The organism is Streptomyces sp. PL-29 (assembly GCF_058344425.1).
On sequence record NZ_CP136996.1, the window covers coordinates 2,050,846 to 2,067,652 of the forward strand.

19 protein-coding genes are annotated in these 16,807 nt (G+C 73.2%); 10 read left to right on the forward strand and 9 right to left on the reverse strand.

Annotation, left to right across the window (positions count from 1 at the left end):
• Positions 1–71 precede the first annotated feature (71 nt).
• Together R4Z63_RS09340 and R4Z63_RS09345 are read right to left on the reverse strand one after the other, a co-directional pair.
• A complete protein-coding gene (locus R4Z63_RS09340) occupies positions 72–1,148 on the reverse strand; it encodes a Zn-dependent alcohol dehydrogenase (RefSeq protein ID WP_384452398.1) in 1,077 nt (358 codons plus the stop codon).
• Between the two features lie 21 nt (positions 1,149–1,169).
• Positions 1,170–2,024 carry a MaoC/PaaZ C-terminal domain-containing protein gene (locus R4Z63_RS09345; protein ID WP_384452395.1) on the reverse strand — a complete coding sequence of 285 codons (855 nt, stop codon included), beginning with the start codon at positions 2,022–2,024 and terminating at the stop codon, positions 1,170–1,172.
• A 217-nt stretch (positions 2,025–2,241) separates the two neighbouring features.
• On the opposite strand from R4Z63_RS09345, the gene R4Z63_RS09350 reads away from it, so the two are divergent.
• The 4 genes from R4Z63_RS09350 to R4Z63_RS09365 all read left to right on the forward strand — a co-directional run bounded on the left by R4Z63_RS09350 (position 2,242) and on the right by R4Z63_RS09365 (position 4,127).
• A complete protein-coding gene (locus R4Z63_RS09350; protein ID WP_236647822.1) occupies positions 2,242–2,595 on the forward strand; it encodes a response regulator in 354 nt (117 codons plus the stop codon).
• 157 nt (positions 2,596–2,752) lie between these two features.
• A complete protein-coding gene (locus tag R4Z63_RS09355; protein ID WP_384452392.1) occupies positions 2,753–3,298 on the forward strand; it encodes an RNA polymerase sigma factor in 546 nt (181 codons plus the stop codon).
• Between the two features lie 76 nt (positions 3,299–3,374).
• Positions 3,375–3,632 (forward strand): hypothetical protein, encoded by a 258-nt coding sequence (locus R4Z63_RS09360; RefSeq protein WP_037927362.1) that lies wholly within the window; start codon positions 3,375–3,377, stop codon positions 3,630–3,632.
• 9 nt (positions 3,633–3,641) lie between these two features.
• On the forward strand, positions 3,642–4,127 hold the full coding sequence (locus tag R4Z63_RS09365) for a hypothetical protein (RefSeq protein WP_384452390.1): 486 nt from the start codon (positions 3,642–3,644) through the stop codon (positions 4,125–4,127).
• 122 nt (positions 4,128–4,249) lie between these two features.
• On the opposite strand, the gene R4Z63_RS09370 is transcribed toward R4Z63_RS09365, so the two are convergent.
• Positions 4,250–5,437 (reverse strand): lipid-transfer protein, encoded by a 1,188-nt coding sequence (locus tag R4Z63_RS09370; RefSeq protein ID WP_037927366.1) that lies wholly within the window; start codon positions 5,435–5,437, stop codon positions 4,250–4,252.
• 15 nt (positions 5,438–5,452) lie between these two features.
• Positions 5,453–7,585: an acyl-CoA dehydrogenase family protein gene (locus R4Z63_RS09375; protein ID WP_384452386.1), complete on the reverse strand. Its 2,133-nt coding sequence runs from the start codon at positions 7,583–7,585 to the stop codon at positions 5,453–5,455.
• Between the two features lie 147 nt (positions 7,586–7,732).
• Between R4Z63_RS09375 and R4Z63_RS09380 the strand changes: the two genes are divergently transcribed.
• Positions 7,733–8,074, forward strand: a complete 342-nt coding sequence (locus R4Z63_RS09380) for a hypothetical protein (protein WP_384452383.1) — start codon at positions 7,733–7,735, stop codon at positions 8,072–8,074.
• A 57-nt stretch (positions 8,075–8,131) separates the two neighbouring features.
• Here R4Z63_RS09380 and R4Z63_RS09385 read toward each other — a convergent pair whose 3' ends face one another.
• From R4Z63_RS09385 to R4Z63_RS09395, 3 genes are read right to left on the reverse strand one after another with little or no spacing between them, the layout of a single operon-like run.
• Positions 8,132–8,422 (reverse strand): hypothetical protein, encoded by a 291-nt coding sequence (locus R4Z63_RS09385; protein WP_384452380.1) that lies wholly within the window; start codon positions 8,420–8,422, stop codon positions 8,132–8,134.
• A gap of 34 nt (positions 8,423–8,456) precedes the next feature.
• Complete coding sequence (locus tag R4Z63_RS09390; RefSeq protein WP_037927377.1) at positions 8,457–8,723, reverse strand: DUF397 domain-containing protein; 267 nt, start codon at positions 8,721–8,723, stop codon at positions 8,457–8,459.
• Positions 8,683–9,528: a helix-turn-helix domain-containing protein gene (locus tag R4Z63_RS09395; protein WP_037927380.1), complete on the reverse strand. Its 846-nt coding sequence runs from the start codon at positions 9,526–9,528 to the stop codon at positions 8,683–8,685. The genes R4Z63_RS09390 and R4Z63_RS09395 overlap by 41 nt, the downstream gene beginning before the upstream one ends.
• A 111-nt stretch (positions 9,529–9,639) precedes the next feature.
• Between R4Z63_RS09395 and R4Z63_RS09400 the strand changes: the two genes are divergently transcribed.
• The 5 genes from R4Z63_RS09400 to R4Z63_RS09420 all read left to right on the forward strand — a co-directional run bounded on the left by R4Z63_RS09400 (position 9,640) and on the right by R4Z63_RS09420 (position 15,504).
• Entirely contained in the window at positions 9,640–11,463 is a 1,824-nt protein-coding gene (locus R4Z63_RS09400) for a serine/threonine-protein kinase (RefSeq protein WP_384452375.1), read from the forward strand.
• Between the two features lie 92 nt (positions 11,464–11,555).
• Positions 11,556–12,197 (forward strand): class I SAM-dependent methyltransferase, encoded by a 642-nt coding sequence (locus tag R4Z63_RS09405; RefSeq protein WP_037927386.1) that lies wholly within the window; start codon positions 11,556–11,558, stop codon positions 12,195–12,197.
• 83 nt (positions 12,198–12,280) lie between these two features.
• Complete coding sequence (locus R4Z63_RS09410; RefSeq protein WP_384452371.1) at positions 12,281–13,276, forward strand: N-acetylmuramoyl-L-alanine amidase; 996 nt, start codon at positions 12,281–12,283, stop codon at positions 13,274–13,276.
• 154 nt (positions 13,277–13,430) lie between these two features.
• Positions 13,431–14,252 carry a DUF5336 domain-containing protein gene (locus R4Z63_RS09415; protein WP_037927392.1) on the forward strand — a complete coding sequence of 274 codons (822 nt, stop codon included), beginning with the start codon at positions 13,431–13,433 and terminating at the stop codon, positions 14,250–14,252.
• Between the two features lie 241 nt (positions 14,253–14,493).
• A complete protein-coding gene (locus R4Z63_RS09420; protein WP_384452367.1) occupies positions 14,494–15,504 on the forward strand; it encodes an LLM class F420-dependent oxidoreductase in 1,011 nt (336 codons plus the stop codon).
• A 120-nt stretch (positions 15,505–15,624) separates the two neighbouring features.
• Here R4Z63_RS09420 and R4Z63_RS09425 read toward each other — a convergent pair whose 3' ends face one another.
• Both R4Z63_RS09425 and R4Z63_RS09430 read right to left on the reverse strand, forming a co-directional pair.
• Positions 15,625–16,008 (reverse strand): hypothetical protein, encoded by a 384-nt coding sequence (locus tag R4Z63_RS09425; protein WP_037927398.1) that lies wholly within the window; start codon positions 16,006–16,008, stop codon positions 15,625–15,627.
• A gap of 135 nt (positions 16,009–16,143) precedes the next feature.
• Entirely contained in the window at positions 16,144–16,779 is a 636-nt protein-coding gene (locus R4Z63_RS09430; RefSeq protein WP_384452363.1) for a hypothetical protein, read from the reverse strand.
• Positions 16,780–16,807: the final 28 nt, after the last annotated feature.

The following is a 16,807-nucleotide window of genomic DNA, read 5'->3' on the forward strand; positions in this document are numbered from 1 at the left end:
GATCGGATCGGCGGAACGGATCTGCAGAACGGGTCGGCGATCGGGGCGGCCGGGAAGGGCCGGCGGCCGGGTCAGAGTTCGATACAGGTGCGCAGGGCGACGCCGGTGCGCATCTGGTCCAGGGCGTCGTTGACCTCCGCCAGGCTCACCCGGTGCGTGATCAGGTTGGCCAGGTCGATGCGGCCGGCCCGCCACAGGGAGATGGTGCGCTCGTAGGAGCGCAGCACGTCACCGCCGCCGTACATCGACGGCAGGATCTTCTTCTCGTCGAAGAAGAGCGAGAACATGTTGATCCGGAAGTCGTCGTCGAGAGCGCCGGCCCCGACCACGACGACCGACCCGCCGCGCCGTGTCATCTCGTACGCCTTCTGCACCGTCGCGGACTTGCCGACGACCTCGAAGACGTAGTCGAAGCCCTCGCCGGCGGTGATCCGGTGCCTGGCGTCGGCGAACTCCTCCGGGGCGACCGCCTCGGTGGCTCCGAAGCGCAGGGCCGCCTCGCGGCGGGACTCGACCGGGTCCACGGCGATGATCTGGGCAGCGCCCTGCACCTTGGCTCCCTGGATGACGGATATGCCGACGCCGCCGCAGCCGATGACGGCGACGCAGGAGCCGGCCTCCACCCTGGCGGTGTTGACGGCCGCTCCGAGGCCGGTGGTGACGCCACAGCCGATCAGTGCCGCGATGTCGAAGGGGAGGTCGTCGGGGATCGGGATCGCGCAGGCGGCGGGGACCACCATCTCTTCGGAGAAGGTGCCGGTGCCGGCGAAGCCGAAGACGTCGCCCGTGGCCCGCTTGAAGTTGGGGGTGGCGACGTTCCCGAACGCCTCCAGGCACAGGTGGCCCTGGCCGCGCCTGCAGGAGGGACAGTGACCGCAGGGCGGCAGCCAGCAGACGAGGACGCGGTCGCCGATCGCGTGGCCGGTGACGCCGTCGCCGACGTCGGTGATCACGCCGGATCCCTCGTGACCCGGGACGAAGGGGGCGGGCTGCGGCAGGACACCGCTCATGGCGGACAGGTCCGAGTGGCACAGGCCGGTGGCCCTGACCCGGATCCTGACCTTGCCGGGGCCGAAGCCCACGGCTTCCATGTCGTCGACGACTTCCAGCTTGTCCTGGCCGATCTCGCTCTGCAGTGCTGCGCGCACGGTGCGGCTCCTTAGTGGGTGCTACGAGTGTTCGACGACGGTGTCGGCGAGGACCGGCGCGTCGTCCCGTTCGACGGCGGTCACCGACACCAGGACGCGGCCGGTCTCCTGCCACATCCGGATGCGCAGCGTCTCGCCCGGGAAGACGATCCCGGCGAAGCGCGTGCGATAGGTGCGGACCCGGGAGACGTCCCCGCCGAGGGCCGTGTCGACGACGGCCTTGAGGGTCATGCCGTACGAGCACAGGCCGTGCAGGATCGGCCTGTCGAAGCCGGCGAGCTTGGCGAACTCGGGATCGGCGTGCAGGGGGTTCCAGTCGCCGGAGAGGCGGTAGAGCAGGCCCTGGTCCTCGCGGACGTGCCGCTCCTCGACCCGGTCGGGGTCCCGCCCGGGCAGCTCCCCCTTGACGGAGGGCCCGCGCTCGCCGCCGAAGCCGCCCTCTCCGCGTACGAAGATCTGCGCGTCACTGGTCCACAGCGGTCCGTCGGCGTCGGCGACCTCGGAGCGCAGCACGATCACGGCCGCCTTGCCCTTGTCGTAGACGGCGGCGACCTTGGAGCTGGAGGTGGCCCGCCCCTTGACGGGAATGGGCCGGTGCAGCTCGATGGAGTGGCCGCCGTGCAGGACGTGGGCGAGGTCGACCTCGATGCCGGGGGCGGCGAGGCCGCCGAGCATGGCCATGCCGGCTCCGGCGACGGTCGCGAAGCTGGGCAGGACGTGGAGCTTGGATTCGAGGGTGTAGCGCAGCTCCTCCGGGTCGGTGGCCGGCAGGCCCGCGCCGAGGCCGAGGTGGTAGAGCTGGATGTCCTTGTGGTCCCAGCCGATGTCCCCTTGGCGGGGGTCTGCGGCGAGTGCCCTGGCGGCGTCGATCGGCATGAGGATGCGGCTCCCTGTCGTCGGTGTGGCGGGAAAATCGCTGCCCTGGAAGACCTCGGCGCGGCCGTCCGCACCGTCGGCCGCACCGAGGTCGTTTGCGGGGCGACCGGTTCTAGAACGCGTTCTAGGCTCGGCCGGTGAGGGAATGTATAACGCACGCCCCGGCACTTGGGAAGACTCTTGACTGCCCGTCAGATAGGCTTTGCCGGTGGACGAAATGCCCGTGGAACACCGCCGGACCCGCACCCTGCGGGTCCTCCTGGAACCGCATAATCCGGCTCTGGCGCTCCAGCTCGGCCTCCAGCCGGACATCGACGTCGTACGGGACGCGGCGGCCCGCCCCGAGGTGGCTCTGGTGGAGGATCTCGCGGCGGTGACCGCCCTGCTGGAGGACGATCCGGAGTGCCGGATCCTGGTCCTGACGGGCTCGGCGCGCCCGGGTCTGCGGGAGGCCGCGCTCGCCGCCGGCGCGGCGGGGCTGGTCCTGCGGGACGACCGGGTGGAGGCCCTGGCGGAGGCGATCCGCCGGGCCTCGACGGGCGAGACGGTGATCGATCCGGCCCTGGGGTGAATCCTTTCGAGGTGCCCATGCCTCTTGTGTATGTCGCCGACGCCGAGGTCGGCACCCGACCTGGAGGTTGTCGTGATCACTGCTCTCGCCGTCGCCGGCGCGGCCGTCCTGCTCTGCGCGTGCACCGTCGCCGTTCTGCGCAAGCGGGGCCGGGCCCGTGGCTGACCGTACCGACTGGCCGGGCGAGGCGCTGGTGGTCGCCGCGCAGGCCGGTGACCTCGATTCGCTCACTGCGCTGGTCGCCGGGTCGCATCCGAACGTACGCCGCTTCGCGCACTCCTTGTGCGCATCGCGCGAGGACGCCGAGGACGCGGCCCAGGAAGCGCTGATCATCCTGTACCGCAGGGTCGGCATGCTCAGGGCTTCCGGGGCGCTGGCGTCGTGGATGTTCCGCATCGTGCGCAACGAGTGCCTGCGCCGCGCCCGGCTGATGCCGAGGGAGCGCCCGCCGCTGCCGGACACGGCCGTCATGTCCGCCGAGGACGAGGTGCTGCGGCGCCTGGAGGCGGGACGGGTGGCGGAGGCCATCGCCGCGCTGCCGGCGGACCAACGGCGCGTGCTGATCATGCGGGACGTCCAGGGGCACAGCGGGCGGACCGCCGCCGAGGCCCTGGGCTTGAGCACCGCCGCGATGAAGTCGCGACTCCACCGCGCCCGTGCGGCACTCCAGCACACCCTGGGGGACACCCGTGCCCACCACTGACACCGCGACTCCCTCCCGATCCTCCCGATCCTCCCGATCCTCCCGATCCTCCGGATCCGGCTTCGCGAGCGCGTCCGTGCCGCGGCACCTGGCGCGGGGCGCAGTGGGCTTCGGCGCGCTGATCGCGGCCTTCGCCCTCATCCCGGTCTTCGGCCCGGCCACCCTGCTCCTCGCGCCGGTCGGGCTGGTCGCGCTGCGCGGCTGCCCGATGTGCTGGGCGATCGGGCTGGCCGAGACCGTCTCCCGGGGCCGCCTCCGCAGGCAGTGCACCGACGGCCGCTGCGAACTGAAACCGGCTGCACGGAAGTCCTGGGCCGGGAAGGGGATTTCGTAGGCTGGCCCGATGGGCCTCTTCGACCGACTGACCGGCACCCGGCACCCCGAACCCGGTACGCCGCCGCTCCCCGCCGCCGAGCTCCGGGCCGCCCTGTTCGCGCTCGCCGGCCCGGACGCTCCGTTCACCCTCCGGGAGGGCACCGCGACGGAGGGTGCCCAGCTGGTGGCGGTGTGGCACATCCCCCCGGGCCCCGGGCATCCGAAGCGCGGCCACACGCTGCTGCGGCTGGACGCCGGGGCCCGCGAGGTCCGCGCCCTCGACGAGAAGTGGGAGCGCCCGGAGCGTGGCGAGCGGTCCGTCGACGGCTCGGGGCTCAGGTACAGCCGCGGGCCGATCAGCTCCACCTCCAAGCAGTGGAAGGTCGGGCGGGACGCCGAGGGCCGGCGGCGCCTGGTATCGGAGTCCGGCTTCAGCTCCGCGGCGGTGAAGGCCCCCCTCCGCGAAGCGGTACTGTCCGCCGGCTGGACCTGGCGCGGCGTCTTCCGGCTCTGATCCCCACCCCTGGTTGAGTGCCCGGAGCCTGCTCCGGGGGCCGGGTCCCGTCGGTCTGGGGGCAACGGGGTGTCCGAGGCCGGGCCCCGGGGTGCGGCTGCGGCGGGGCGGTGGGGGCGCGGTCAGCGGCGCAGCAGCGTGACGACCGCCGCCCCGCCCAGGCCGATGTTGTGGGCCAGGCCGACGCGTGCGCCCGCGACCTGCCGCGCACCCGCCTCGCCCCGCAGCTGCCAGACCAGTTCCGCCGCCTGCGCCAGCCCCGTCGCGCCCAGCGGATGGCCCTTGGAGATGAGCCCGCCCGAGGGATTCACCACCCACCGCCCCCCGTACGTCGTGGCCCCGCTCTCCACCAGCTTGCCCGCGGCCCCGTCCTCGCACATGCCCAGCGCCTCGTACGTCAGCAGCTCGTTGATCGAGAAGCAGTCGTGCAGCTCCACCACGTCCACGTCCTCGATGCCGAGCCCGGACGCCTCGTACGCCTGCCGGGCCGCCGCCGCGCTCATCGGCTTGCCGACCACGTCGATGCAGGAGCCCGACGCGAACGACTCCTCCGTGTCCGTCGTCATGGCCTGTCCGACGATCTCCACCGCCTTGTCGTGCAGCCCGTGCGCCACCAGGAACCGCTCGGACACCACCAGGGCCGCCGCCGCCCCGTCCGAGGTCGGGGAGCACTGGAGTTTCGTCAGCGGTGCGTGGATCTCCTTCGCCGCCAGGATCTCCTCGACCGAGTACACGTCCTGGAACTGCGCGTTCGGGTTGTCCGCCGAGTGCCGGTGGTTCTTCGCGCCGACCGCCGCGAGCTGCGCGGGCGTGGTCCCGTACCGCTCCATGTGCTCGCGCGCCGCGTTGCCGAAGATCTGCGCCGTGGGCGGAGACATCTCGAAGCCGTGGCCCGCCGCCATGATCGCGTAGTGCCGGGCCACCGGCGACGTCTTGAAGTCCCCTCCGTCAGCGCCCCCGCCCAGCGCGCCCCGCTTCATCTTCTCGAAGCCCAGCGCCAGCACGCAGTCGCTCAGTCCGCCCTCCACGAACTGCCGCGCCATCATCAGCGCCGTCGATCCCGTCGCGCAGTTGTTGTTGACGTTGTAGACCGGCACCCCGCTCAGCCCCAGCTCGTACGCCGCGCGCTGGCCGGCGGTGGAGGCCTGGAAGCAGTAGCCCACCGGCACCTGCTGCACCAGCCCGTAGTCCACACCCGCGTCCGCGAGCGCCGCGGTCCCGGCCTCCTTCGCCATGTCCCAGTACTGCCGGTCCCGCGACTCGGGCTTCTCGAACTTCGTCATGCCGACGCCCACGATGTACGACTTCATGCCCCTGGTGTCCCTTCAGTCCCTCGGAAGGCCGAGAATCCGCTCGGCGACGACGTTGAGCTGGACCTGCGTGGTGCCCCCGGCGATGGTCAGGCAGCGGGACATGAGCATGGCGTGCACCGCCCGCTCCCCCGCCTCCTCCTGCACCGCGCCCGCCGGCCCGAGCAGTTCGAGCGCCAACTCGGCGGTCCGCTGCTGGTGCGGGGTCTGGACGAGTTTGCGCACGGAGGCGCCCGCGCCCGGCTCCAGCCCCGACACCTGCTGGAGCGTGGTGCGCAGCCCGATGCAGGCCAGGGCGTGCGCCTCGGCGGCCAGCGCGCCGAGGCGGGCCCGCTGCGCGCCGTCGAGGTCGGCGGCGCGCGCGAGGAGCGCCTCCAGTCCGGTGTCGAAGGTCATCTGGTCGGCCATGTGCACCCGTTCGTTGCCGAGGGTGTTGCGGGCCACCTTCCAGCCGTCGTCGGCCGCGCCGACCAGGGCGTCCGCCGGGAGTTCGACGTCGTCGAGGTAGACCTCGTTGAAGAGGGCCTCGCCGGTGATCTCCTTCAGCGGCCGGACGTCGATCCCGGGGGTGTTCTTCATGTCGACGACGAAGTACCCGAGCCCCTTGTGCCTGGGCGCCGCCGGGTCGGTGCGCGCCAGCAGGATCCCGAAGTCGGCGCTGTGCGCGGAACTCGTCCACACCTTCTGCCCGTTGACCAGCCAGGAGCCGTCCTCCCGCCGGTCCGCCCGGGTCCGCAGCGAGGCCAGGTCGGAGCCGGCGCCCGGCTCGGAGAAGAGCTGGCACCAGCTGATCTCCCCGCGCAGGGTGGGGAGTGCGTAGGCGTCGCGCTGCGCCTGCGTCCCGTAGGCCAGCAGGGAGGGCACGATCCAGGTGGCGATGCCGAGGTCGGAGACCTTGACCCCGGCGGCCGCGAGCTCCTGTTGGACGACGATCTGCTCCACGGGTCCGGCGCCCAGGCCGTAGGGCGGCGGCAGGTAGGGCGCCGCGTAGCCGGTGGGGGCCAGGACCCGCCGGGCGGCGGCCGGGTCGAGGCCGCGCGCGCCCTCGACGGCGGCGCGGGCCTTCGCGCGGTACGCCTCGGCCTCGTCGGGCAGCTCCAGGCGCAGCTCCCGTCGCGCACCGCCCGACGCGCACCGCACGGCCCGTACCCGGTGCCCGTCGCCGGGCCCGAGAAGCTGGCGGGCGACGACGGCCCGCCGCAGATGGATGTGGGCATCGTGCTCCCAGGTGAAGCCGATCCCGCCGAGGATCTGGATGCAGTCCTTGGCGCAGGAGTACGCGGTGTCCAGGGCGGTCCCGGCGGCGAGGGCCGCGACCAGCGAGCGCACCTCGGCGGGCTCGTCCATGGCGCCGGCTGCGTCCCAGGCCAGCGCGCGGGCCTGCTCCAGCCGCACGAGCATGTCGGCGCACAGGTGCTTGACGCCCTGGAACCGCCCGATGGGCCGACCGAACTGCTCGCGCACCTTGGCGTACTCGGCGGCCGTGTGCAGGGCCCAGGCGGCGGTGCCGCACGCGTCGGCGGCGAACAGCGTGCAGGCGAGGTCGCGGACCAGTGCCGTGTCCAGCTCCAACAGCCGCCCGGCGGGGACGACCGCACCGCGGGCCCGCACCTCGGCGGTGGGGCGGGTCGGATCCGCACTGTCGTGCGTACGGATGTCCAGCGAGGCGGCGTCCACGGCGAACCAGCGGGGCCCGTGCGCGGTCTCCGCGGCGAGCAGCACCAGATCGGCCTCGCCGGCGCCGAGCACCGGCGGTGCGAGCCCGTCGAGCAGGTGCCCGCCGCCCTCGGTGACCGTGGCGGTCAGGCTCCCCGGCTCCAGCGCGACCGCCCCGACCCGGCCGGCGAGGGGATCGGCCCCGGCCCGGTCGAGCAGTACGGAGGCCAGCGCGCTCGGCAGGTACGCGCCCGGCAGGGCGGCCCGGGCGGCCTCCTCGACGACGACGGCCAGGTCGAGCAGGGTCCCGCCCTCCAGGTGCGGCTCCAGGAGCCCGGACTCCGCCAGAGCGTCCCAGTAGCCGGGTCGCACCCCGGTCCGCGGCGGGGAGTCGAGCAGCTTGCGCACCTCCTCGGGAGGCACGACCCGCGCCACCCAGCCGCGCATCGCCTCGGCCAACTCCCGCTGCTCCTGCGTGATTCCGATGCCCATGCGCGGCAGACTAGAACACGTTGCAATCTGACGGAAGGTCAGATGCAGGCGTTCTTCGCGTCCACCGCCCAGCAGGGTGCGGGGTCCCCGCCCGCGGCCACTGGGCAGACCATGGGGAGAGGTTCCACCCCGGAAAGGAAGGTCCGCATGACCACCCCCGACTGCCCGCGCTGCGGGCGCACACTGACGCCCTTCACGGTCGCGCTCCGCCGCAACCGCTGGGGCGGAGCGGCACCGGCGCGACGCCCCGAGGCGTGGTGGGAATGCCCTGGGTGCGGCTGGCTCGGCTGCGAGCACCGCACAGGCACACCACCCGTCCCCATGCGGCGCCTGGAGGGCGAGGACGGTGACTGCATGTTCTGCGGCGAGGAGGAGTCGAACGTCGCCTCCGAGCCGCACCTGCGGGAGGACGGCCTGCTCGGCGACTGGATGGTCTGCCTGGCGTGCGGCACGAGCAACGGCCGCCGCCTGGGCCCGCCCTCCCGCTAGGGAGCGTCCGCAAAGCAGCGCCGGCCGCCCGGAGGGGGCGGGCCGCGGCCGCGCGGGTCAGCTTCGCCGGGCGGCCTTCAGGGCGGCGCGGGCGCCGTCCTTCGCCTGCGTCTCGCAGGCACCCCTGGTGTACGGCTTCGCCCGGAGGCCCAACCAGACCGAGAGGTTGCCCTCCCGCACGGCGAGGACGCAGGTCCAGTCGGCAGTGGCCGACCCCCAGGAGGCCTCGGTGCCGAACCCGATGCGGGGCGCCTCGCGCTGACCGGCGGCCTCCGACTGGAAATGCACCCGCCCCGTCCCGCCCTGCCCGAGCACGCCGACGGCCTGGAACGGCTGCACCTGCTCCATGTCCCCCGCTTCCTCGCCCCGAGTAGAGGGCGGATCACACAGAGACGGCCCTCACGAACGCCTCGAAAGCGGCGGGGCGGACGGTGAAGACGGGCCCCTCGGGGACCTTGGAATCCCGCACGGCGACGAGGCACGGCTGGGCCGCGACCTCGACGCAATTGCCGCCGGTGTCGCCGCTGTACGAGGACTTGCGCCAGGCCAGGGCTCCGAGCGGGGCACACTCGACACATTGTCCGCCGGTGTCGGAGCTGTACGAGGACTTACGCCACCGTGCGCCCGGCAGGTTCTGGATGAGCTCCATAACGTTCCTCCATTACGCGGGCGATCCGGACCGCCGATTCCTCCAGCGAGAGGGCGGCAGCCTGCAAATGATCGTAACGGAGTGAACCTTCCCTGAGAGCCTGCGGATTGGCCGTCATATGACCCTGGACAAAGTCCTCCGTATAGACAATGTCCGGGTCGTCGTCGAACCGCAGGAGGCTGAACGACCCCGGCTGCCCAGCGTGGGCGCCCGCCTCGAAGGGCAGGATCTGCACCTGCACCCACTGCCGCCCCTGTTGGGCCAACAAATGGGCGAGTTGATTCCGCATGACGTCCCGGCCACCGATCTCCTGATGCAGCACGGCCTCGCTCATCACCACCCACATCAGTGGCGGGTTCTCGCGGTCGAGTACGCGCTGTCGCTCCATCCGCGCGGCGACTTTCGCGTCGAGATCGTCGCTCCACACCCCCAAGACCGCCCGGGCATACTCCTCCGTCTGCAGCAGCCCATCCACCAACTGCGCTTGGTAGGTGGAGAGATAGGACGCCCGCGCCTCCATCTCCGCATACGCCTGGAACCACGTCGGCAGCTGGCTCCGCAGCACGAGCCCCACCAGCCGCGAGAACACCCCGCCCGTGCCGAGCGCCGCGTCCACGCGTTCCGAGAAGTCCCGTGTCGGGACCCTCCGCGTGGTCTCGACCTGGCCGATCAGCGAGCCCGTGCAGAAGACGATGCTGCCGAGCTGCGCCTGGTTGAGGCCCGCGTCCTCTCTCAGGCGGCGCAGTTCGGAGCCGTAGTAGTCCAGCGGTGAGGCGCTGGGATCGAGATCGCGCACGCCGACCATGGACGGTCACCCCCAAGCCGGTTGCCGGTGCCGTGGCCGAGCGTAGCCGTCGCCACCTCTTTCGGTGACCCGATTCGCCGAGCCGGACCGGCCTTCGGCGATAATGCCCACGTGGGGGAACTGATCGAAAACCGGTACGCACTGGAGGAGTTGCTCGGCCGCGGCGGCTTCGGTGAGGTGTGGCGGGCCGAGGACGGACGGATCGGGCGTCGGGTCGCCGTCAAGATCGGCTATCCCCAGACCCCCGAGGACACCCGCCGCTTCGAGCGGGAGGCGAGCCTCGCCGGCAACCTCGCCCATCCCAACATCGCCACCGTCCACGACTTCGGCCGGATGGAACGCGACGGGCGCGATGCCGTCTTCTTGGTCATGGAGCTGCTGCGCGGCCGCAGCCTGGCCGACGTCCTGGCGGACGGTGTGCCGCCGCTCGCAGACGCCCTGGAGTGGGCCGGCCGGATCGCGGACGCGCTCGGGGCCGCGCACGCCGCCGGGATCGTGCACCGGGACGTCAAGCCCGCGAACGTCATGGTCACCGATGCGGGCACGGTGAAGGTCCTCGATTTCGGTATCGCCAAGGCCGGGGCGGGGGCCGGGGCCGGGGCCGGGGCGGGTACGGATCTGACCGGCACCGGGATGGTCATCGGCTCGCTCCCGTACATGGCTCCCGAGCGGTGGACCGGTGGGGCGGGCGGGGTCCCGGTCGACGGCCGGGCAGATCTGTACGCCCTCGGCTGCGTGCTGATGGAGCTGCTCACCGGCAGCCGGCCGTTCGCCGCCGGCGAGATGCACGAGCTCCTCGCGCAGCACCTCACGGCCGAGCCGCCCGCGCCGAGTGCGTTGCGGGCGGGGCTGCCGGCCGCGCTGGACTCCCTCGTACGGGACCTGCTGGCGAAGGACCCCCGTGACCGGCCCGCGGACGCGGCGGAGGTTTCCCGGCGGCTCGCCGGAGCCACCCGCGGCGAAGTCCCCGGCGCCCCCGCACCGCAGGAGGCTTCGCCGTACCCACCTCCGCCCTCGTACGCGCCCACCGTGCACACGGCGGCCGACGACGCGGTCCGACTGATGCTGGACCGGCGGCTGACGCAGCTGCTGGAGGACTCCCCCACGGATGTCGTCGACCGGCTCGCCATGCTGGTCGACGACCTGACGGAGGAGCTGGGCGCACACGACGCGCTCACGGTCCGTGCCGCCTACCACCGGGCGGTGCGGCTCCGCCGGCGGTCCGCGACCGACCTGGAACGCATCCTGCCGCGCATGGTTCGGGTCCTGGGTCTGGAACATCCGGAGACGATCACCGCCCGTGTCACCTGCGTCGGCGAGGCCGCGGCCCATGGCCCCGGCGACGGCCGGCGCCACGAGGCGGAGCTGCGCGAGCTCATCGGGCAGGCCGGGAGGGTGTTCGGCGCGCACGGAATCGTCACGCTGACCGCCCGCTACCACCTGGCTTCGGCCATGCACCGGGGCGCCCGCGACCGCGACGGCCAGTGGGACATGCGCACGCGGGAGCGGGCGGAGAGCGAACGTGCCTGGCTGGCGCCGCTGCTGCCAGACCTGGAGTGGGCACTGACCGCCGACAGTCCCGTCCTGCTCGACGTGCGGCGCCGACTGGCGCACGACGCCTGGCTGGTCGGCGACTTCACCGGGGCCGCCGAGCTGTACTGGCGCCTCTTCCCGGACCTGGCGGAGCTGGCCGAGTACGGCGATCCCGAAGTGGCACACCGCGTCCTGCGCAGCATCGGCGAGGCGGGCGACCCGGTGAGCGCGCTGGCGCACATGGACCTGCTGCTGCACCGGCTGCCCTTCCTCTCGGGCATGCAGTGGCTGGCGCAGGAGGTCTCCGACACCCGGTCGGAATTCCGGCGGGCCGTACGCGAGCAGCGGCGCGTCGAGGGGCCGGGCGGGAGCGGCGGGCTGTCCCGGCTGTTCGGCCGCTGACCCGCCGCACACCCGCGGCGACCCCGGCATGGACCCCTACCCGGCGGTAGGGCAGCATGGGCCGCCACACGGAGCTCAGCAGGAGGAACGACATGGCCACCCCCAAGCCGGAGACCCTCGCCGCCTTCGAGGCCGCCAAGGGGTTCATGCCCGTACGGGAGGGCCTCGCCCTGTACGAGGCGGCCGCCGCGGCCGGGGCGCTCGGACTGCCGCTGCTGGAGGTCGGCACGTACTGCGGGCGCTCCACGATCCTGCTGGCCGACGCCGCCCGCGAGGCCGGCGTGGCCGCGATCACCGTGGACCACCACCGCGGCAGCGAGGAGCAGCAGCCCGGCTGGGAGTACCACGACCCGACGGTCGTGGACCCGGAGGTCGGCCTGATGGACACCCTCCCCACCTTCCGCCGCACCCTGCACGGGGCCGGGCTGGAGGAGCACGTGATCGCGATCGTCGGCCGCTCCCCGCAGGTCGCGGCGGCGTGGGGCGGCAAGCTGGGCTTCGTCTTCATCGACGGCGGCCACACCGACGAGCACGCCGCCGGCGACTACGAGGGCTGGGCCCCGCACGTCGCGGAGGGCGGCACGCTCGTCATCCACGACGTGTTCCCGGACCCGGCGGACGGCGGCCAGGCTCCGTACCGGATCTATCTGCGGGCCCTGGCCTCGGGGGCCTTCGAGGAGGTCTCGGTCACCGACTCGCTGCGCGTGCTGCGCCGCACAGGCCCGGGAATCTGACACCACCGCTCATATAAGCGCACCACGCCCCCGGATGGCGCAGTACCGGCCGGGCCGCGGGGCTGCGGTCTAGCATCGCGGACGTGCGCTACGACGACAGCCCCCCGCCCCCCGAGTCCGGCTCCTCGGCGAATCCGGACCGGCACTGGTTCACCCGACGCTCCACGCTCGTGGTCGGGATCGCCGCACTCGCCCCGGCCTGCCTCGCGGGCTGGGTCCTGACGCAGGCCCTGTCCGGGGCCGGGCCGGACGCGAGCCGGTCCGGCGCGGCGCCGCAGCCCGCCTCGCACTCGTCCCTGTCGCCGGGCCAGCGGGACGCGAAGCCGGGCTCCACGCCGAGCGGCAGCCCGAGCGGCAGCCCGGACGCACCCGCGGCGGCGCCCGTACCGGCTCCGGCCAAGGGTCCGCTCACCGGCAAGACGGTGGTCGTCGACCCGGGGCACAACACCGGGAACTTCAGGCACACCGGCGAGATCGACCAGCAGGTCGACGTCGGCACCCACCGCAAGGAGTGCGACACCACCGGCACGACCACCAACTCCGGTTACATGGAAGCGGAGTTCACCATGGACGTGTCGAAGCGCCTGCGGACCGCCCTGGAGGCCCAGGGGGCGAAGGTGGTCCTCACCCACGAGACGGGCGACCGCGCCTGGGGCCCGTGCATCACGGAGCGCGCCCGGATCGGCAACGAGGCGAACGCCGACGCGGTCGTGTCCGTCCACGCCGACGGCGTCTCGGCCGGCAACCGCGGCTTCCACGTGATCCTCCCGGCCAAGGTCAAGAGCGGCGCCGCCGACACCACGAAGATCGTCGGTCCCTCACGGGATCTCGGCGAACGGATCGCCGGGAATTTCGCCCGCACCACCGGTTCGGCACCCGCCAACTACCTGGGCGGGGGTACCGGCTTGGTGGTCCGCGACGATCTGGGCGGGCTGAACCTGTCAACTCGGCCCAAGGTGTTCATCGAATGCGGCAACATGCGTGACGCCAAGGACGCGGCACAGCTGACGAGTCCGCAGTGGCGGCAGAAGGCGGCTCAGGGCATCGCGGACGGCATCGTCGGCTTCCTGGGCGGGTAGTCCCTCTCGGGCGTCCCGCCGGGGCGCCCGCCGCCCCGATCCTCTCGGTTGCGGGATACATCCGTACCATGGTGCCGCCCGTCTGCTGCAGGCACGAACTGCGCTGCGACCGCGGCACCACGAGACGACCGAGACCGAGAAGGACACCTAAGACGTGAACATCCGCTCCCTCACTCGAGGCGACGGCGTGGTGATCGGAGCAGCGGCGCTGCTGTTCATCGCCTCGTTCCTCGATTTCTACTCCACCACGGGTGGCGACCTACCGAGCGCGTGGGACACCGACTCCTACCGCCTGGTGCTGCCCAGCGTCTTCCTGCTCGGGTTCATCGCCGCCGGTCTGCTCGTCGCGGGCCGCTTCCTGCCGGAGAGCCGCAAGGTGCTCGGCCTGCCGATGTCGGCGTGGGGCACGGTCCTCGCCGTCTCGTCCGCCTGGTCCGCGCTGTGGGCCCTGATCACCTGCCCGAGCACGCTCGACCTGGGCGCGGGCGCCGTCATCGCCTTCCTCGCCACCCTGGCTCTGGCCGGTGTGGCCCTCTTCGGCGCGAAGCTCCCGGCGCTCGCCGGTGCGCTGGTGCCGGAGTCGCGGCCCGCCGCCCCGCAGCCCTACGGCGGCCAGCCGCAGCCGGGTGCCGGCTACGGCTACCCGGGCGGGCAGCAGCCCTACGGTTCCACCCCGCAGCCGGTCCCGCCGTACGGGGGCACGCCGACTCCGGCACCCGGCCCGCAGGACTCGGGCGCCGGCCACCACGCGGCCGCAGCGCCCGCCCCGGCGACGGACTTCAGCCCGTTCTGGTTCGCGGTGCCGGTGGCCCGCCCCCTCTTCGCCGAGGACGGCTCGTCCGCTCAGATCGCCGAACTCGCCCCGGGCACCTGGTACCTGGCCGTCGAGCAGCGCGGCGCGGCCGCCCTGGTCGCGCAGACGCAGGACGGCCGTCGCGGCATCCTGAACGACACCTCGGGCATCCAGCGCGGCTGATCCGCGCCCGCGTCCGCAGTCCCACCGCTTCGCCCCACCGGTCTCCGGTGGGGCGAAGCGCGTTCTCGGCACTGCCTGCACGGAGCAGCCGCGCCGGCCCGGCCCGGTGCGCCCCGGTGCGGCCCGGTGCGGCCCGGTGCGGCCCGGTGCGGCCCGGTGCGTGGACGCCGCCCTTCCGGGCCGGGGGCCGTTGCTCTACAGTCACCTGACGCATCGTCAGTTACGGCCGGAGGGACCCGCCATGCGCCTCGGACTCGCACTGGGCTACTGGGGTCGCGGCCCCGACCCGGCCCACCTGCGCCTCGCCACCGAGGCCGAGCGCCTCGGCTACGACTCGGTGTGGACCGCCGAAGCCTGGGGCTCCGACGCCTTCACCCCCCTGACCTGGATCGCCGCGCACACCACCCGGATCCGCCTGGGCACCGCCATCGCGCAGATGGCCGCCCGCACCCCCACCGCCACCGCCATGCACGCCCTCACCCTGGACCACCTCTCCGGCGGGCGGATGATGCTGGGCCTGGGCCTGTCCGGCCCGCAGGTCGTCGAGGGCTGGTACGGCCGCCCGTTCCCCGCCAGCCCGCTGACCGCCACCCGCGAGTACGTCGACGTCATCCGCCAGGTCCTGCGCCGCGAGGGGCCCGTCGCCCTCGACGGCCGCTTCCACCGCCACCCGTACCGCGGCGAGGACGGAACCGGGGTCGGCAAGCCCCTCAAGCCGATCACCCACCCGCTGCGCGCCGGCCTGCCGCTCCTCCTGGGCGCCGAAGGCCCCAAGAACATCGCCCAGACCACGCGGATCGCGGACGGCTGGCTGCCCCTGTACTGGTCACCGACCCGCACGGACGTCTACCGGGCCGCCTTGGCCGACCTCCCCGAAGACTTCATGATCGCGCCGATGGCCCGGGCGCGCGTCTGCGACGACGTCTCCGAGGGCCTGCTGCCGGTCAAGGCGATGCTCGGCTTCTACATCGGCGGCATGGGCCACGCCTCCCGCAACTTCCACGCGGACCTGATGGCCCGCATGGGCTATGCGGAGGAGGCCCACCGCATCCAGCAGCTCTTCCTCGCGGGCCGCAGGCAGGAGGCGGTCCTCGCCGTCCCGGACGCGTTCGCCGACGAGATCTCCCTGATCGGACCGCGCGAGCGGATCGCGGAACGGCTGGACCTGTGGCGCACCGGCCCGGTCACGGACCTCCTGGTCACGGCCCCGGACCCGCACACCCTGCGCGTCCTGGCGGAGCTCAACGGCTGAGGCACCCGCCCGGAGCCGCGGTGCCCCGGAACCCCGTCAGCCCGTCAGCCCGTCAGCCCGTCAGCCCCGGACCGGAGGACGGAATCAGGAGGTTGGAGCCCGGAGACGGCCGATCCTCGGCTACCCCGCCTGCGGCAGGGCCTCCAGCAGCTCCCGCACGTCCAGCGGCATCACGGCGATCTCGATGCTCCCGCCGCCGTCGTAGCAGCAGGTCACGATCCGCGAGCCGGGATGGATGGAGATCCCCTCCTTCATCGACGGCGCCCGCAGGCCGGTCGCCCGCCCCCCGGGCAGCGCCACGACCTCCCCACGGTCGGGAACCCAGCGGGCCGCGCCCCCGTCGGCGTACACCCGCCCCGGCCGCCAGCGACCCGTACCCGCCGGCTGCCGCGCCATCCCCGGGATCCCGGGCACGGGCCCGGCGGCCAGCCGCGCCCTGTGCTTGCGCCGCACCAGCCATCCGACCCCGACGACCCCGCCGGCAAGCACCACGTACTCGATCACCCGCCCATTGAAACAGCCCCGCGGCCGGGGGGCTGTGACGCCCGCCCCGGCCACGGGGCCGACCCGGCCGCAGGGATGCCGGGACCGCGGCCACCGCCACGGCCACGGCCACTGCCACGGCCCAGCGGGCCGGCTTCAGCCACCGAGCTCGGAGGTGCTCGGAACCTTGTCGGTCACCTCGGCACCCGCGCTCCTACCGGCTTCCTTCACGCTCTTGATCACGTCGTCGAAGGACGAGATGTCGGCGTCGCCCGCCTGCCCCTTGCGCAGCTTGCTGCCGAGGTCCTTCAACGACTCGATGCCCGCCATCAGCGGGGCCATCGCCTTCGACAGCAGCGGGTCGCCCTGGGCGTTGTCGGCCGCCGCCTTCAGCCGGTTGTACGCGAACGCGCCCGCCAGACCCGCCTTGATCAGCGCGAACGTCCGACCCTTCGCGCCCTTCTTGAACTTGCCCTCACGGTACGGCTTGACGATCCACTGGTACGTGGCACCCGCCGCGAGCGACGCATTGGCGACGAACCGCGTCTTGGCGAACTTCTGCTTCTCGGCGGACGTGCTCGGCGAGGGCGTCACCGCCGCCCGCTCGTCGGCCTCCGCCGCCGCCGGCTCCGCTGCGGCGAGCGCGGCCAGCTCACCCATCGAAGCGGCGGACAGCTCCTCCCGCTGGGAACCGCCACCGCTGCCGCAGGCGGTGGCACCGGCGAGCAGCGCGGTCGACAGGACCACCGCCGTGAGGGCGCGACGGAATCGGACGGTCGTGGGTACGGACACGGTTTCCTCCGGGGACTCAGACGTCCCC

Coding starts and splice junctions, on each gene's coding strand:
- R4Z63_RS09420 (WP_384452367.1), top strand. CDS start 14,494: ATGCGCCTCGGACTCGCACTGGGCTACTGGGGTCGCGGCCCCGACCCG.
- R4Z63_RS09350 (WP_236647822.1), top strand. CDS start 2,242: ATGCCCGTGGAACACCGCCGGACCCGCACCCTGCGGGTCCTCCTGGAA.
- R4Z63_RS09365 (WP_384452390.1), top strand. CDS start 3,642: ATGGGCCTCTTCGACCGACTGACCGGCACCCGGCACCCCGAACCCGGT.
- R4Z63_RS09385 (WP_384452380.1), bottom strand. CDS start 8,422: ATGGAGCAGGTGCAGCCGTTCCAGGCCGTCGGCGTGCTCGGGCAGGGC.
- R4Z63_RS09370 (WP_037927366.1), bottom strand. CDS start 5,437: ATGAAGTCGTACATCGTGGGCGTCGGCATGACGAAGTTCGAGAAGCCC.
- R4Z63_RS09380 (WP_384452383.1), top strand. CDS start 7,733: ATGACCACCCCCGACTGCCCGCGCTGCGGGCGCACACTGACGCCCTTC.
- R4Z63_RS09395 (WP_037927380.1), bottom strand. CDS start 9,528: ATGGTCGGCGTGCGCGATCTCGATCCCAGCGCCTCACCGCTGGACTAC.
- R4Z63_RS09405 (WP_037927386.1), top strand. CDS start 11,556: ATGGCCACCCCCAAGCCGGAGACCCTCGCCGCCTTCGAGGCCGCCAAG.
- R4Z63_RS09375 (WP_384452386.1), bottom strand. CDS start 7,585: ATGGGCATCGGAATCACGCAGGAGCAGCGGGAGTTGGCCGAGGCGATG.
- R4Z63_RS09390 (WP_037927377.1), bottom strand. CDS start 8,723: ATGGAGCTCATCCAGAACCTGCCGGGCGCACGGTGGCGTAAGTCCTCG.
- R4Z63_RS09345 (WP_384452395.1), bottom strand. CDS start 2,024: ATGCCGATCGACGCCGCCAGGGCACTCGCCGCAGACCCCCGCCAAGGG.